The organism is Nitrospina sp. P1_D6, assembly GCF_052156615.1.
In the GTDB taxonomy this organism is placed as follows: Bacteria; Nitrospinota; Nitrospinia; order Nitrospinales; family Nitrospinaceae; genus Nitrospina.
Map to the genome: position 1 here is coordinate 118,825 of NZ_JBQKUN010000005.1, position 15,333 is coordinate 134,157.

Sequence of the window (15,333 nt, forward strand, 5' to 3'; positions counted from 1 at the left end):
ACGTCAGCGCTTTCGCCAGCGGTCGGTTTCTTTTGCCGGGCGGATCCTGAGGGCTACCTGGTGAATTTTCAACACCTTGTCCAGCAGGGCGCCCATATCCGGTGCCAGAACGCGAACCATCTCCTCCTTGCCCTGCCCCCCCAGATCGTAAATGATGTCCGGCACCGCTCCAAACTTTTCAATGGCGGTGTAGGTCCCCCATTCCAGAGACGATCCTTCCAGCTGCTTCACCGATTTCGGTTCCTTGGCACGATCGAACGACGCAATGCGGAACTTCAACCGTTTGCACGCGTTCAGGATGGTATCGCTGAACTTGATGTTCATCACCGCGCGCATATTGGGATCGAACCGCATGGCGGTGAGCACAATTTTTGCGACGTGGCGTGATGCGCCGAACTGCGGTGCGGCCACGGTGCGGATTTCATCGCCGAGCTTGACGATACGACCGGGAACGGCAATCACATCTTCCACGCCGCTTGCACCGGGCACGCCAACGCCAATATTGGACTGCACTTCCGGAATCAGGTGACCGATGTGATTGGCCTTCAACACCTCCAGCGCGGCGGAAACACCCTGCAACAACTCGAACCGTTGATGTACCTGGATCATGCGTGCCATGGGATCGACATGGCCTTTGCCCTTTCCCGCTCGAACACCCCCTCGGATGGCGGCGTGAATGAATCCTTTCGCATTTTCCACCGCATCCATCACAGCCATCCCCTTTGCCAGTCCGCAGGCAATGGCCGAGGCCAGGGCGCAGCCCGTACCATGCAGGTTTTCGTTGCCCAGCCGCCCGGATTCGAACACCCATGACCGCTCGCCGTCGAACAACCAGTCATCTGCGTTCTTCTTGGCGTGGCCGCCCTTTATGAGCACGTGCCGGACGCCGGTTTTCAGGATCGCCTGCGCCGCTTTCTTCATATCCTTCTCGTTGCGGATACGGACACCGGAGAGGATTTCCGCCTCCGGCAGGTTGGGCGTCACCACCTGCGCAAGCGGAAGCAACTTGTCTTTAAGAATCCGCACACCTTCGTCCGACAGCAATGGGGTTCCGTTGGAGGAACGGAGGACGGGGTCCACCACCAGGTTCTTCACTTTAAATTTTTTGAACAAGCGGGCGATGCAATCCACAATTTCCTCGTTGCCCAACATACCGGTTTTAACCGCGGCGGGTTTGCTGTCTTCCAGGATGGTTTGCAGTTGCGCCGTCACCACCTCCTCTTCGAGGTCATAGGCCGTCTTCACACCCTGCGAGCTCTGGATGGTGATGGAAGCGATCACCGACGTGGCAAACAGGTCGTGCGCGGTGATGGTTTTGATGTCGGCGGGCACGCCGGCGCCGCCGGAGGAGTCCGAGCCGCCAACGGCCAGTACGGTTGAAACAGTTTTCATGACGTGTGCGATGCAGGAAAAAGGATTGGATTCGTTATTGAAGTCCGGCAGTGCAACCTGGGATGCAACCCATCACACGCCGGCACGGTTGCACAGACTAACCCACCGTCACCGATTTGGCAAGACTGCGCGGCTTGTCTACGTTCCGTTTGAGGGAGGTCGCGGTGAAGTAGGCCAGTAACTGGGAAATCACCAGATGGATGAAGGGAGCGACGATGTCCGGCACTTGTGGAATGATGAGTTCCTCACTGAACAGTTCCTTGTCCTTGCCGCGTTCGTCGAAATGGATGCCCAGCACGAATCCCGACCGCGCGCGGATTTCCGCCACGCTGGCCAGTGTCGCCTGGTACATGGCCTTGTCGCTTTTCGGCGGAATGAAAACAATGGAATACACGTCGTCGTCGATCATCGCCAGCGTACCGTGCTTGAGGAACCCACAAGGCATGCCCTCTGCGTGGACATAAGCGACTTCCTTCATTTTGAGTGCCGACTCGAGCGCGATGGGATAATAAATGCCCCGACCCAGGTACAACCAGTTCTTTACATTACGATGCTGGTGCGCGATGCGGTGGATGAACCCGGAACGTTCGTTGAGGATGCCGTTGATCACCTCCGGCAGGTCGTGCAGGGATTTGAGCGACGCCTTGTACTGTCGCTGGGTGATGCGCTTCCTGCGCAGGCCCAGCTTCAACGCCATGTGAGTCAGGATCACCATCTGCGCCAGCGCCGCCTTGGTGCTGATCACGCAGATTTCCGGACCCGACCCCTGAAGAATGGTTTTGTCCACCAGCCTCGAAATGGTGGAGCCCATAACGTTGACGATGGCGCCTGTCGCCGCCCCCTGCGCCTTCGCGTGCTTGAGAGCGGAAATGGTGTCGTAGGTTTCGCCCGATTGCGAAATGGCAAGTACGAAACTGTCGCTGTCCACCGGAGACAGGGACACGAATTCGTCGGAACTGATGGCCGGAATGTACTTACCGGAAATCTGGCTGAAAATGTAGTTGGCATACATCGTCACGTAAAACGTGGTGCCCACGCCCACCAGTTGGGCGGTGGCCTTTTTGTCGAGCAGATCCACGAACTCGTCCATCTTTTTTTCATCCACATCCAGCGCGTTGTTGATGGTCTGCGGCTGTTCGTAAATTTCTTTCAGCATGTAATGCGGGTACCCGCCCTTCCGCGTGGTTTCGCTGTCCCACTCGATCCGAGTTACCGGCTTCGCCACAACCTCCTGCGTGACCGTGCTCTTGACCACATAAGCATCGCGGGACACGATGGCGTATTCGTCATCATCCATGATGACGGCGTTCTTGGTGTGGTCGATGAATGCGTTGAAATCGGAGCCGATGTATTTCACTTCGTCGTCGATGCCGAGAAGGAGCGGCGACTCCCGCCGCGCGCAGTAAATCTGGTCGGGCTGGTGAATGCTGATGAAAGCGATGGCGTAAGACCCCTCCAGCTGACGGAGAGTGTTGACGAACGCCGCTTCCACCGCGCCGGTCTCCTGGTAAAACTTTTCGAGGAGATGAGGCACCACTTCGGTATCCGTGTCGGAGATGAACTTGTGCCCTTCGGCCTTCAACTGCTTGCGCAGGGCCTGGTAATTGGAAATGATGCCGTTGTGCACCACGGCGAATTTTTTGTCGCAGGACTGAAACGGATGCGTGTTGTTTTTGGTCACCTGCCCGTGCGTGGCCCAGCGGGTATGGGCGATGCCGGTATGACCCTGGTGATGCAGAACGTTCTCCTTCTTGTACACATCGTCCACGTAACCGACGTTCTTTTTAACCACGATCGCGCGCTTGCCATTCATCAACGCCACGCCGCAGGAATCGTAGCCCCGGTATTCGAGGTTTCGAATGCCTTCGAACAGTTGATTCGAGATGTCTTTCAAGCCGACCGCGCCGGTGATGCCGCACATGATGAATTCGCTATCCGTTCTTGACTGAGTAATGAGATGGAAAAATCTTGCCCGGCGGAATCACAATGCCTGGCTCGATGGTGTTGCCAGCGCCGATGACCACGTTGTCGCCGATGAAGGCGCCCAGCTTGGTCCGGCCCGTTTTAAACGTTTTCTTGTTCTGCTTGACTTCAACCGGGGCCCACGTCATCGTCCGGTTGACGGTCATGGTACCCGCGCCAATGTCCACGTTTTCGCCCAGTACGCTGTCTCCTATGAACGACAGACGGCCGATACGGGAATCCTTGTGGATCACGCAGTTTTTCAATTCGACACCGTAGCCGACCGAACAGTTCGCACCCACGGCCGTGTAACTCCGGATGAGCGAATTGTTGCCGATGTAACTGCCGGCGCCGATGGAGCACGGCCCTTCCAGCACCGCCCCCGCCTTGATGCGGACGCCCTCTTCAATCTGAACCGGCCCGGTGATGGTGACGTTCGATTCCAGCTTCACGCTTTTGGCAATCGACGACTCCTCCCAGCTGTCCATGATGATCTGGTTGGCCGTGAGGATTTCCCAGGGATACACGATGTCCAGCCAGTCCTCTTCCCACATGGAGGCACGAAGGCCTTCGCCATCCGCCAGCGCCTTGATCGCTTTTTCCATGGACCGCTTGTTCTTCTGCAGCAGGTCGAAAAACGTTTCCGGCAGGATGTAGACGCCGGCCAGAACGTAGTTGCCCAGGTTGTCTCCCTTGGGCTTTTCAATGATCCGCGTGATCTTCATGTTCGCGTTCAGGAACACGTTGCCGAACATGTCGTTCGACGGCGGCAGGCAGATGGACGCCACCGGCGACTTGAACGTGTGAAACGACTGCTGGGTCTTGCTGAAAATATTGTCGGCGGTCACGATGTCGCCGTAGATCAACAGAAAGTATTCACCGTGCAGGATCTTGTCGCGTACCTGCATGACCGCATCGCCGATGCCAGCGGCTTTTTTCTGCTCCACCACATTCAGGTTGAGGCCGTTGAGGCTGTGTTGGTGAATTTCCTCCAGCAGTTTGTCCTTTTTGTGCCCCACCACCACGTACACATCGCTGATGCCTGACTTCTGAAGCAGACCGAGGCAGTGGTTGAACAGGTACCGTCCGGCCACACTGATCATGGGATTAGGGCGGGTGTCGGAAAAGGGAGTCAGGTTGTTTCCTTTTCCTGCCGCAAGGATAACCGCTTTCATCAGTGTGATTCCTCAGAACAAAATGCGAAGACGGAAAGCTCAGGGGTTCGAGGCGCGTTGGGAAAAGAGCCGCTCCGCGGCGTTCAGATCTTCGAGCGAATTGATACCGATCAATTCGGAAGCGTCCGAGGTCTGAATGGCCTCGACCGCAAGCCCCTCCCGATTGATGCGAGCGATGGTATCTGTCAGGTAGTATTCCTGCTGCGCGTTGCGATTGTCAACGCCCTTTAAAGCCTTGAAAAGAATACTCTTTTGAAAACAATAAACTCCGGAATTGTATTCGTCAACTGTTTTTTCCTGAGGGGTCGCGTCCTTGTTTTCCACAATGCCGTCCACCCGCCCGCCGGGGGTGCGGATGACCCGTCCAAAGTCCCTTTTCTCCTTTGATTTCAGGCTCAACAGGGTGCAGGCGGCACCCCTTTCCCGATGCAGGGAAACGAGGCCGGAAAGGGTTTCCGTCCGGATCAATGGCATATCACCGCACAGGATGAGGACATCGCCCGAAAAGTCGGCCAGAACCGCCTCGGCCTGCTGGACGGCATGGCCCGTACCCAGCTGCTGGGCCTGCTCAACGAATTCAACCACCCCCTCCGGCACGGCCTGGCGCACGCGATCGGATTCGTAGCCGACCACAACCACCACCCGCTCCGGGTTCAGCGGGCGCAATCCGTCCAGAACGTGCAGGAGCAACGGCCGTCCGCCCAGCGGGTGCAGGACCTTCGGCAGATCGGAGCGCATGCGCGTCCCCTTCCCCGCCGCCAGGATGACTGCGGCTAAACCTTTACCTTGCATTGAATGCCATGCTCGTGGATTTTTTTGCGGAGGGTGTTCCGGTTGATACCCAGAATATTGGCGGCTTTGGTCTGGTTGCCATTGGTTTCTTCCAGAACCATTTCAAGAAGAGGTTTTTCCAATCCAAGGACCAGCAGGTCATACAGGTCTCCTTTTTCATTGCCGTCCATACTGGAAACGTACTGTTTGACACTTTTATGGAGCCATTTTTCCAAAAAGGTGCGGATATCTTTGGAAGTTCTATCCATAGAAGGCGACCCGACACGAAGAGAATTCGGACAAACTTTTTAAATGGGATGGGATAAGATGCGGGCATACTAGCAAACCCTTTTTAGGGGGTCAACTGAAAACGCCGCGGGGAACCCGGGACGGGGATTTATCGGTTGATTCGATGTAATTGCCTCGTTTAATATGATTCCTCAACCAAAAACCGTTATTCCGAATTATCATGAAAGTCGCTTTCAACACACTGGGTTGCCGAACCAACCAGAACGATACCGCGGAAATGCAGACCCTTCTTGAAAATGAGGGGTTTACCATTGTCGAACCGAATGATTCAGCGGATATTTACGTGATCAATTCCTGCACGGTCACGGCGAAAAGCGACGCATCCTCCCGGCAGGCGGTGAAACGATCGCTTGCCATCAACGAGGATGCCATGGTGGTGTTCACCGGCTGTTACGCACAGAACAACCCAGAGGAAGTCAGCCAGGTCGCCGGTCTGGACGTTTTGCTGGGCAATGCCAACAAGCTGGACATCGCTGGCGCCATCCGCAAACGGCTGGAAAGCCTGCGCAGAAAAGACGAATTTGGCGATCCGGACGTGGTGATGACGGACATCACCAAAAGCTGGGATTTCAAAACCATCCCCGTGACGGAATTCGGCGGCAAATCGAAAGCGTTTATCAAGGTACAAACCGGGTGCGACGAGCAATGCACGTTCTGCACCGTGGCGCGGGCGCGCGGCCGTTCCATCAGTGATGAACGCGAAAACATTCTGAATAATGTACGTTGCTCCCTGGACGCAGGATTCAAGGAAATCACTCTGACGGGAATCAACCTCGGCACCTACGGCATGGACAAGGAAACTCCGGAGACGTTTTCGTCCCTGGTGGAAGAGATCGCAAACCTGCCCGGCGATTTCCGTCTGCGCATCAGCAGTATCAATCCCATGGAGATCGACGACCGGCTCATCAACCTCATGGCGGAACGCATCAACATCTGCCCGCATTTCCACATTCCACTGCAAAGCGGTGATGACTCGGTTCTGTCGGCAATGAAACGTAATTACAACTCGGCACAATACCGCCGTGTGGTGGAGCGGGCGGCGGCGCGCATTCCAGACCTCGGGTTGGGCGCCGACGTCATTGTCGGTTTTCCCGGAGAAACGGAGGCCATGTTCGAAAATACGTACCGGCTGGTGCAGGACCTGCCCTTCACCTACCTGCACGTATTCACTTACTCCCCGAGAAAGGGAACGACGGCATTTGCCATGAACAACAACGTACCCAAGACGGAGAAAAAGGAACGCAACCGCAGGCTCACCGAGTTGGGACGCGACAAGGCCATCGCGTTCCGGCAGTCGTTGGAGGGCCGAACCGCCAACGTGCTGATCGAGACCAGCCGCGACCCGGCCAGCGGCCGCTTGCGGGGACATACCGAACACTTCATCCCGGTATCACTCGACGGCAGCGATGCGATGATGAACCGGATCGTGCCGGTGCGGATCCAGGACGCATCCGATCAGCAGGTTTCGGGATGCGTCCTGTAATCACCCTCACCACTGATTTCGGACTCGACGACCCTTACGTCGGCATCATGAAGGGGGTGATGCTCAACATCGCTCCGGACGTCCGTCTTGTCGACCTCACACATCAGATCCAGCCCCAGAACATTTTACAGGCGGCCCTGGTGGTGAAGGCGGCCTACCCTTATTTTCCAAAAGGCACGGTGCACGTCGTGGTGGTGGACCCGGGTGTGGGCGGGGTGCGGCGTCCCATGGGGCTGAAAAGTTACGACTACTGGTTCGTCGGTCCCGACAACGGCGTCTTCACCTCGGTGATCGATTCCCAGGCCAGTTGCTACGAATTGACCACCGAAAAATATTTCCTGAAAAACCTTTCCACCACATTTCACGGACGCGATATCTTCTCTCCCGTTGCAGCGTGGCTGGCAAGAGGTAAAACCCTGCGGGCGTTCGGACGAAAGATCGCCGACCCGGTGACACTGGATCTTCCTTTGCCCAAGTTTGACGGCACCACAATAACCGGAGAGATCAGTTACGTCGATCACTTCGGCAACCTTACAACCAATGTCGATGCGGGTCTGCTGGAGGGGGTTTTTGAGCACCCGGAAAAACTGGAGGTGCAGGTGGGCCGCCATACCTTGCAAGGCCCGGTTGCCAGTTATTCTGAAGAGAAGGAAGATGCGGTCGGCATCATCATCAACAGCTGGAACGCGCTGGAGATTTTCCACCGCGAAGGCAACGCCGCGCAAAAACTGAAAGTGAAAATCGGCACCCCGGTGCGCGTCACCCAGGCCGATTGACGGTAAAAAACATGTCGGATATCAAAATCATTTGCCAGAACAAGAAAGCCCGCCACGATTATTTCATCGAGGACACGATGGAGGCGGGCATGGCCCTGATGGGGACGGAGGTGAAATCCCTGCGTGACGGGCGCGCCAACCTTGCGGACAGTTACGCCTGGGTGGAGCGCAACGAAGTGTACCTGCATCATTGCCACATCAGCCCGTACACCCCGGCGACCCAGTTCAACCATGATCCCATGCGAAAGCGGAAGTTGCTCCTGCACCGCAAGGAGATCAACCGCCTCATCGGTGCAAGCAATGAAAAAGGATACAGCCTGATTCCACTCAAAATTTATTTCAAAAACGGCATTGCCAAGGTGGAGCTGGCGATCGCCAAGGGCAAAAAACAGCACGACAAACGCGAGTCCATCAAAAAACGGGAAGTGGATCGCGAAATCCGCAAGGCAATGAAAGGCGACTTCAAGGGTTGAATCCCGCCAATCGTTGTCTACTTTCCAGAATCATTCCTCGGCTTCACTTTTTTTCCGGATGACAAGGATCACCCCGCCGATGGCCGTCATGGCTCCGAAGTAACCCAGCAATCCGATCCGTTCCGGCTCAACCAGACCCGGCAAGACCAGAGGCAACAGCTTCATCACCACCAGTGTGATAAAGGGATTGAGTGTGACAATCACACTGATGAGCCACAGGGGGATGTGCTTGATGGCTTCCGCCAGAAACCCGTAAGCCAGCAGGGTGTTCATGCCGAGAAACAGCAGAAGGCCGCAGGCCGTCCAACCTGCATGAGTGTAATCATCCCAGCTTACCGTGCTCACCAAAACCAGTGAGGCGATTCCGTAAACCAGCAGATTCAATTGCTGGGCTTCATACCTCGATGTGAGCGACTTCTGAATCGTCATGTACGCCGCCCACAGCACCCCGGCAACCAGCACAAAACCATTTGCCGTATTATAGAGTTTCACATTCAATGCGTGGGCATGCTGGTCACGGAAAAACAGGAAGAATCCAACCAGCGCAATCGCAAGTCCCCCCGCCTGGGGGCGCGAGAAACGCTCCCGGAAAACGAAGACCCCGATCAATACCACCAGCACCGGTGCGGTCTGGATCAGCACCGCTGCATTGGAGGGAGAACTGGCGCTGATGCCGCGCAGGAAATAATAGTAATTTCCTGAAAGGCATAAACCCGCAAGGATGGCGAACAAGGGAGGCTTGCGAAAAATGCCTTCCGGCGGTTTTTTTTGAAGGCGCAGGAATGCCCACAGCGCGAAGAACGCAAACGTAAATCGAAAACAGACGATGGAGCCGGGAGAGAGATCGGCGAGCGCGATCTGCATGGCGACCGGCAGCAACCCCCACAGCACGGTGGTGGTCAGCGCGAAGAACACACCGCGCGCGTAATCGGTCCGTGGCATGAAGTCAGTTCAGCCGGGCAAACTTCTCCAGCAGTTTCAAGCCGACCCTCTGACTTTTTTCTGGATGGAACTGGAAGGCGTGAATGTTTTCGTGCTCGATACCGGAAACGAACTCACGTCCGTACTCGGTGGTGGTGACCACGGCGGCAGGATTGTCCGGCTGAACGAAATACGAGTGGACGAAGTAAAAATAGGGATGCGGGTCGGTACCATCGAACAGCGCCGAATCCTTTTTAACATTTACCGTGTTCCATCCCATATGCGGCACTTTGAGCTCGGAGCCGTCCTCGAAATCGAAACGAATCACCTTGCCCGGCAAAACGCCCAGTCCCGGCACGGTGCCGAACTCCACGCTCTGCTCAAACAGCAGTTGCAGGCCGAGGCAGATACCGAGAAACGGTTTGCCGCTCTGGATGGATTTACGGACGGGGTCGATCAGGCCGTACTCATCGAGGTTGGCCATGCAATCCTTGAACGCCCCCACGCCGGGAAGGACAACGGAAGAGGCATCCGCAATGGTTTTGGGATCGCGGGTAACGCGGGCATCGGCACCCACCGCCTCGAAGGCCTTGTGCACCGACCGCAGGTTGCCCATCCCGTAGTCGATGATGGCGATCATCTACAATTTGCCTTTGGTAGAGGGAATCGCATCCGACCGCGGGTCCAGCGCACAGGCCTGGTCGAGCGCCTTGGCAAACGCCTTGAAGGACGCTTCCACGATGTGGTGCAGGTTGCTCCAATACGGCGAGTTGAGGTGCAGGGTGACGCCGCTGTTGGCGGAGAAGGCCTGGAAGAATTCCGGTACCAGTTCGACATCGAATTGGCCCAGCTTGGTTTTGGGCAGGTCGATGTTGAACACGAAAAACGATCGGCCGCTGATATCCACCACACATTCCGCCAGCGCCTCGTTCAGGGGAACACTCGAACTGGCAAAGCGGCGGATGCCTTTCTTGTCGCCCAGCGCCTTGTCGAAGGCCTGACCGAGGGTGATGCCGACGTCCTCCACCGTGTGGTGAAAATCGATCTCGATATCACCTTTGGCCTTGAGTTGCAGGTCAAAATAACCGTGGCGGGTCAATTGTGCCAGCATATGGTCGAGGAACGGAATCGGGGTTTGAATTTCGCTCTGCCCGCTGCCGTCGATGACCAGACTGACTTCAATTTCCGTTTCGCTGGTTTTGCGTGTGATCTGGGAACATCTATCCATTGACGCGATGGCCGGATTACTCAGGCCGTCCTGAGAGTGGGTTTGACGGTTTCCTTGGCTCCGTTGGACGGATGGCTGTGTTTGCTCCCATTGTTCTGGTGGTTCATCCCGGAAATCAGGGACATTTCCATGACCTGGCTGTAGAACTGGGAAATTGTTTCAAAAAGACCCTCTTCGTCGATTTTCAGGTCACGGCGAACCAGGGCCGGCGCCCCGTGCTCCACCACGATGTCTGCGACACCGATGCACTTCACCTGGAACGCCTGGTCAGACGGTTCCTTGTGGAGCGCTTCCAGTACGGCGGAACCAAACCCGCCCTGCTCCGAATGCTCTTCCAGAGTCACCATGCACTGCGTGCCGCGGGCGTAGCGCAGAACCAGTTCCTCGTCGAGCGGCTTGACAAAGCGGGCGTTGATGACCGCCACACTGATGCCCTGCTCTTCAAGTTTCTGGGCTACGTTTTCCGCCGGGCGAACCATGTGTCCGTAAGCCACAAGCGCGATGTCCGCGCCTTCTTTCAAAACCTCGCCCTTGCCGATTTCCATCTCCTGGATTTCCGGATCAAGATCGACACCCAGACCCGCACCCCGGGGATAACGCAGTGCGGCGGGGCCATTGTGGTAAATGGCCGTTTTGAGCATGTGACGCATTTCGTTTTCATCTTTCGGCGCCATGATGACCATGTTCGGGAGAGTGCGCAGGTAGGCAATGTCGTACAGTCCCTGATGCGTCGCACCGTCTTCACCAACGATGCCCGCGCGGTCCATGGCAAACACGACCGGGATGTTCATCAGGCACACGTCATGGACCACCTGGTCGTAGGCGCGTTGCAGGAATGTGGAGTAGATGGCCGCAACGGGCCGCAAGCCCTTGAGCGCCATCGCACCTGCAAAATCCACTGCATGCTGTTCGGCCATGCCCACATCAAACGTGCGCTCCGGAAACTCCTTGCCGAACTTGCTGATGCCCGTGCCGTCCGGCATGGCCGCAGTGATGCCGATGATGGTCTCATCCTCTTTCGCCAGGTCAATCAGTGCCTGCGCGAAAACGGAGGTGTAATTCGGATTCGAAGCCTTTTTGTGAAAAACTCCTGTTTCAATGTCGAACGGAGAAGCGCCATGCCATACGTCGGCTTTTTCCTCCGCCACTTTGTACCCCTTGCCCTTGCGGGTGATGACATGAACCAAAGTCGGACCTTTCAATCCCTTGATGGCCTCAAAGGTCTCAATCAGCGCATCCGTGTTGTGGCCGTCGATCGGGCCGATGTAACGGAATCCCAGGTCTTCAAACAGCCGTCCGGGAATGAACACGCCTTTGATGGCCTCGTCGATCTTGTGGGCATAACGGGAAATATCCTTGCCGATACCCGGAATGGCGAGCAGAAGCTGGTCGATCTCGCGCTTGATCTTGGTCATGACCTGCCCGGTCATGATCTGGCTCAGATGAGCCGACATCCCGCCAACGTTGTTGGAGATGGACATTTCGTTGTCATTCAGCACGACCACCATGTCAGTCTGCAGATGCCCCGTATGGTTCAGGCCCTCAAACGCCATGCCTGCCGTCATGGAGCCATCGCCGATGATCGCCAGCACATTATGATCTTCTTTTTTCAGGTCGCGCGCCTTGGCAAAGGCCAGCGCCGCCGAAATGGACGTGCCGCCATGCCCGCAGTTCCAATGATCGTGCTCGTTCTCTTCACGCTTGGTGAAACCGCTCAACCCATCATACTGGCGCAGGGTGTGGAACCGATCGCGTCGGCCGGTCAACAGTTTGTGTACGTAGGTCTGGTGACCCACGTCCCAGATGAACATGTCCTTCGGACTTTCGTATACATAGTGAAGGGCGATGGTCAACTCCACCACTCCCATGTTCGACCCCAGGTGCCCTCCCGTTTTGGAGATGGTATTCAGGAGAGCGTCGCGGATTTCCGCCGCCAGGTCCGGCAGGTTTTCCCGGCTCAACGATTTCAGATCCTGGGGACTGTTGATTTTTTGCAAAAATTTGCTCATAACGATTCCACTTGTTTTATTTAAAAAGTCCGTTGAACAAAAAAGAGGGCGATGTCGCGGAGAGGATTCGCGCGCTCGTCAAAATCCTTAAGACAGGTGATGGCCTCCTCAACCAGGCTATCGGCTTTCTTTCGGGATTCTTCCAAGCCAAACAGCGCCGGATACGTCGCCTTGTTTTTACTGACATCGCTTCCGACATCCTTGCCGATCTTTGCCTTATCGCCAACGATATCGAGGATATCATCTATGATTTGAAAGGCCAAACCAATATGTGCCCCGAACCGGGAAATGGCCCCAAGTTGCTGCGAATCCGCGCGACCCAGGATGGCGCCCACACGGACACACGATTTAAAAAAGAAACCGGTTTTGTAAATATGAATGTATTCCAGTGTAGAAGCCTCGATCGGCTTCCCTTCCGATTCCAAGTCAACCACCTGGCCGCCGATGACCCCGGTGGAACTGAGCGCCTGAGCCATTTCATGCGATGCGCGGAGGATGTTTTCGTGCGGGATGGCCTCCATCAAAAAGGCGTTGGTCATCAATACGAACGCCTGAGTGAGAAGCGCATCGCCCGCGAGAATGGCAATGGCTTCACCAAAAACCTTGTGGTTTGTCGGCTTACCCCTCCGCAGGCTGTCATTGTCCAGCGCGGGCAGGTCGTCATGAATCAAGGTGTAAGTATGGAGGAACTCGGCGGCAACTGCGAATGGAAGCACGTCCTTACGGTTGCCACCCACGGCTTCCGTCGCGGCAATCAATAAGGTGGGCCTCAGCCGTTTCCCCCCAGCGGACAAACTGTAGTGCATCGACTCATGGATGCTTACCGGATGCGTGTCTGGTTCCGGAAGGAACAGGGGAATCGCCTCGTCGATATATTCCTTACACTCAGCTAAATAATCCTCGGCGGGCAACGCTTCCTTATTCCCTTATATCTTATTAAATTTACGGGAGAAACTCTTATTCACTTCTTTCACAAAATAAGATGGTAACACACTTTCAATCACAGTCAACCTTTAATCCAACTCATCCCTAACACGAAACCGCTTGAAAAATAACCCTTTTCGCCGGATATCCCAGTCCGGGTCGGAATTGGGGACGCTCCTCGCAACCATATCCGTGCGGGGATTCCTTATTTTCCGATGCCTGACCAGACCTATTTGCTGGACCCGTTTTCACCGGTGCAACACCTGCAGAGCTTGGGAGCCGCTCCCTGTTGGATTTGCAGGCAGCCCGGCAGGCGTTTTCCCAACTGTTGAGATCCGCCCTCACCAACCCCCAATACCAGGTCGAAAAAATTGGACAATAAAAACCAACAAATTCGTTTTCAACCTAATAGAATTGGGGGTGGTATGGTTGATACAGTTTGGTAGAATCATCTTTTCTTCAAAGAAGAATCTGATTCAGGGTTCTTTCCCCATAATTATTGTGTTCCGGACTTTAATCGTCTGATCCCTTCCGTTCAGCGCCAAACCCCCGGATATAAATGTAGGAGCCTCAGATGCACCAATTGACTAACACCTGGGCGGGTTACATTTGCCTCATTGCATTTGTCGTCGGTTACTCGCTTGTGGTGCTGGAAGAAAAACTTCATTTGAGAAAATCCAAACCGGTGATCGTTGCCGGCTGTTTCATGTGGTTCATCATCGGCCTATACCAGGCTTCCAACGGCATGGATGGCGATGCGGCGCACCACTATGTAAAAGAACTCATCGCGGAAATTGGAGAACTGTTTTTCTTTCTTCTGGCTGCCATGACCTACATCAACACGCTGGCGGAGCGAAACGTTTTCAATTCCCTGCGGGCGTGGTTGTTGAGCAAGAACCTGGGTTTTCGCAAGCTGTTCTGGGCAACGGGACTCATCACGTTTTTCCTTTCCCCTCTGGCGGACAACCTGACCAGCGCCCTGCTCATGTCCACCGTCGCGCTGGCGGTCAGCCAGGGCAACGGACGCTTCATCACGCTGGCCTTCATCAACATTGTGGTTGCGGCCAACGCGGGTGGCGCATACAGCCCGTTTGGCGATATCACCACCCTCATGGTGTGGACGGCGCACAAAGTGGAAACGCACGAGTTCATTTACCTGATTGTTCCCTCGTTTGTAAACTGGATCATTCCGGCCTTGTGCATGTTCCCTTTTCTTCCCAAAAAATTTCCGGACGTCCCCAAGGAGACCATTCCAATCAAACAGGGCGGAAAAGTGGTTATGGTGCTGGGCGTCCTGACCATCGCCACCGCAGTCAGTTTTCATCACTTCCTTCACCTGCCGCCTTATTTGGGAATGATGTTCGGCCTGGGGGTTCTGATGATCTACGGCTACTGGCTGAAAATCCGGCCGGATAAGAAGGAATACGAAACCGGACTCTACGGGGAAATCCACAAAGGTGAGCCAAAGCAATTTGACATTTTCAACAAGATCGCCACAGTGGAGTTCGACACCCTGTTGTTTTTCTTCGGGGTGCTGACAGCCGTCGGTGCACTTCAGTACATAGGTTACCTGGCTCTTGTCAGCCAAAACATGTACGAAGGCATCGGCCCCACCTGGTCGAACATCATTGTCGGGGTTCTTTCCGCTATCGTCGATAATATCCCGGTCATGTTCGCTGTGCTCAAGATGGACCCGAACATGGGGCTGGACCAGTGGCTGTTGATCACCCTCACCACGGGCGTTGGCGGCAGTCTGCTTTCCATCGGGTCCGCCGCAGGTGTCGCCGTCATGGGTGTGGATCGGAAGCACTATACCTTCATGAGCCACCTGAAATGGTCATGGACCATCATGATCGGTTACATTGCGAGCATATTCAGCTGGTATCTGGTCACCCTTCCCCTGCGTTGAC

The 15,333-nt window shown here is 55.4% G+C and carries 14 protein-coding genes; 4 read left to right on the forward strand and 10 right to left on the reverse strand.

Annotated elements, in window-relative coordinates; genetic code table 11:
* Nucleotides 1-3 precede the first annotated feature (3 nt).
* The 5 genes from thiD to ACTRXA_RS10160 form a co-directional block, all read right to left on the reverse strand.
* A complete protein-coding gene (thiD, locus tag ACTRXA_RS10140; protein ID WP_442427080.1) occupies nucleotides 4-1,392 on the reverse strand; it encodes a bifunctional hydroxymethylpyrimidine kinase/phosphomethylpyrimidine kinase in 1,389 nt (462 codons plus the stop codon).
* A gap of 97 nt (nucleotides 1,393-1,489) precedes the next feature.
* Nucleotides 1,490-3,313, reverse strand: a complete 1,824-nt coding sequence (gene glmS, locus ACTRXA_RS10145; RefSeq protein WP_442427081.1) for a glutamine--fructose-6-phosphate transaminase (isomerizing) — start codon at nucleotides 3,311-3,313, stop codon at nucleotides 1,490-1,492.
* Between the two features lie 10 nt (nucleotides 3,314-3,323).
* On the reverse strand, nucleotides 3,324-4,529 hold the full coding sequence (glmU, locus tag ACTRXA_RS10150) for a bifunctional sugar-1-phosphate nucleotidylyltransferase/acetyltransferase (RefSeq protein WP_442427082.1): 1,206 nt from the start codon (nucleotides 4,527-4,529) through the stop codon (nucleotides 3,324-3,326).
* 39 nt (nucleotides 4,530-4,568) lie between these two features.
* Nucleotides 4,569-5,321, reverse strand: coding sequence for an NTP transferase domain-containing protein (locus ACTRXA_RS10155; protein ID WP_442427083.1), 753 nt, complete (start codon nucleotides 5,319-5,321; stop codon nucleotides 4,569-4,571).
* Complete coding sequence (locus ACTRXA_RS10160; protein WP_005011742.1) at nucleotides 5,303-5,569, reverse strand: helix-turn-helix domain-containing protein; 267 nt, start codon at nucleotides 5,567-5,569, stop codon at nucleotides 5,303-5,305. Before ACTRXA_RS10160 ends, ACTRXA_RS10155 begins: the two co-directional genes overlap by 19 nt.
* Nucleotides 5,570-5,769: 200 nt before the next feature.
* Between ACTRXA_RS10160 and mtaB the strand changes: the two genes are divergently transcribed.
* From mtaB to smpB, 3 genes are read left to right on the forward strand one after another with little or no spacing between them, the layout of a single operon-like run.
* The gene (gene mtaB / locus ACTRXA_RS10165) at nucleotides 5,770-7,092 is read left to right on the forward strand and encodes a tRNA (N(6)-L-threonylcarbamoyladenosine(37)-C(2))-methylthiotransferase MtaB (protein WP_442427084.1); all 1,323 of its coding nucleotides are present in this window, start codon (nucleotides 5,770-5,772) and stop codon (nucleotides 7,090-7,092) included.
* A complete protein-coding gene (locus ACTRXA_RS10170; RefSeq protein WP_442427085.1) occupies nucleotides 7,080-7,868 on the forward strand; it encodes an SAM hydrolase/SAM-dependent halogenase family protein in 789 nt (262 codons plus the stop codon). The genes mtaB and ACTRXA_RS10170 overlap by 13 nt, the downstream gene beginning before the upstream one ends.
* Before the next feature lie 11 nt (nucleotides 7,869-7,879).
* The gene (smpB, locus tag ACTRXA_RS10175) at nucleotides 7,880-8,341 is read left to right on the forward strand and encodes an SsrA-binding protein SmpB (protein ID WP_442427086.1); all 462 of its coding nucleotides are present in this window, start codon (nucleotides 7,880-7,882) and stop codon (nucleotides 8,339-8,341) included.
* A gap of 30 nt (nucleotides 8,342-8,371) precedes the next feature.
* Here the strand turns inward: smpB and ACTRXA_RS10180 are convergent, their stop codons facing one another.
* Genes ACTRXA_RS10180 through ACTRXA_RS10200 form a run of 5 tightly spaced genes read right to left on the reverse strand, consistent with a single transcriptional unit; the run spans nucleotide 8,372 to nucleotide 13,410 of the window.
* Nucleotides 8,372-9,283: a DMT family transporter gene (locus ACTRXA_RS10180; protein WP_442427087.1), complete on the reverse strand. Its 912-nt coding sequence runs from the start codon at nucleotides 9,281-9,283 to the stop codon at nucleotides 8,372-8,374.
* A gap of 4 nt (nucleotides 9,284-9,287) precedes the next feature.
* Nucleotides 9,288-9,902, reverse strand: coding sequence for an imidazole glycerol phosphate synthase subunit HisH (gene hisH / locus ACTRXA_RS10185; protein ID WP_442427088.1), 615 nt, complete (start codon nucleotides 9,900-9,902; stop codon nucleotides 9,288-9,290).
* On the reverse strand, nucleotides 9,903-10,490 hold the full coding sequence (gene hisB, locus ACTRXA_RS10190; RefSeq protein WP_005011756.1) for an imidazoleglycerol-phosphate dehydratase HisB: 588 nt from the start codon (nucleotides 10,488-10,490) through the stop codon (nucleotides 9,903-9,905).
* A 20-nt stretch (nucleotides 10,491-10,510) separates the two neighbouring features.
* Nucleotides 10,511-12,499 carry a 1-deoxy-D-xylulose-5-phosphate synthase gene (gene dxs / locus ACTRXA_RS10195; protein WP_442427089.1) on the reverse strand — a complete coding sequence of 663 codons (1,989 nt, stop codon included), beginning with the start codon at nucleotides 12,497-12,499 and terminating at the stop codon, nucleotides 10,511-10,513.
* A 20-nt stretch (nucleotides 12,500-12,519) separates the two neighbouring features.
* Nucleotides 12,520-13,410, reverse strand: coding sequence for a polyprenyl synthetase family protein (locus tag ACTRXA_RS10200; protein WP_442427090.1), 891 nt, complete (start codon nucleotides 13,408-13,410; stop codon nucleotides 12,520-12,522).
* Between the two features lie 587 nt (nucleotides 13,411-13,997).
* Between ACTRXA_RS10200 and nhaD the strand changes: the two genes are divergently transcribed.
* Nucleotides 13,998-15,332: a sodium:proton antiporter NhaD gene (gene nhaD / locus ACTRXA_RS10205; RefSeq protein ID WP_442427091.1), complete on the forward strand. Its 1,335-nt coding sequence runs from the start codon at nucleotides 13,998-14,000 to the stop codon at nucleotides 15,330-15,332.
* Nucleotide 15,333: the final 1 nt, after the last annotated feature.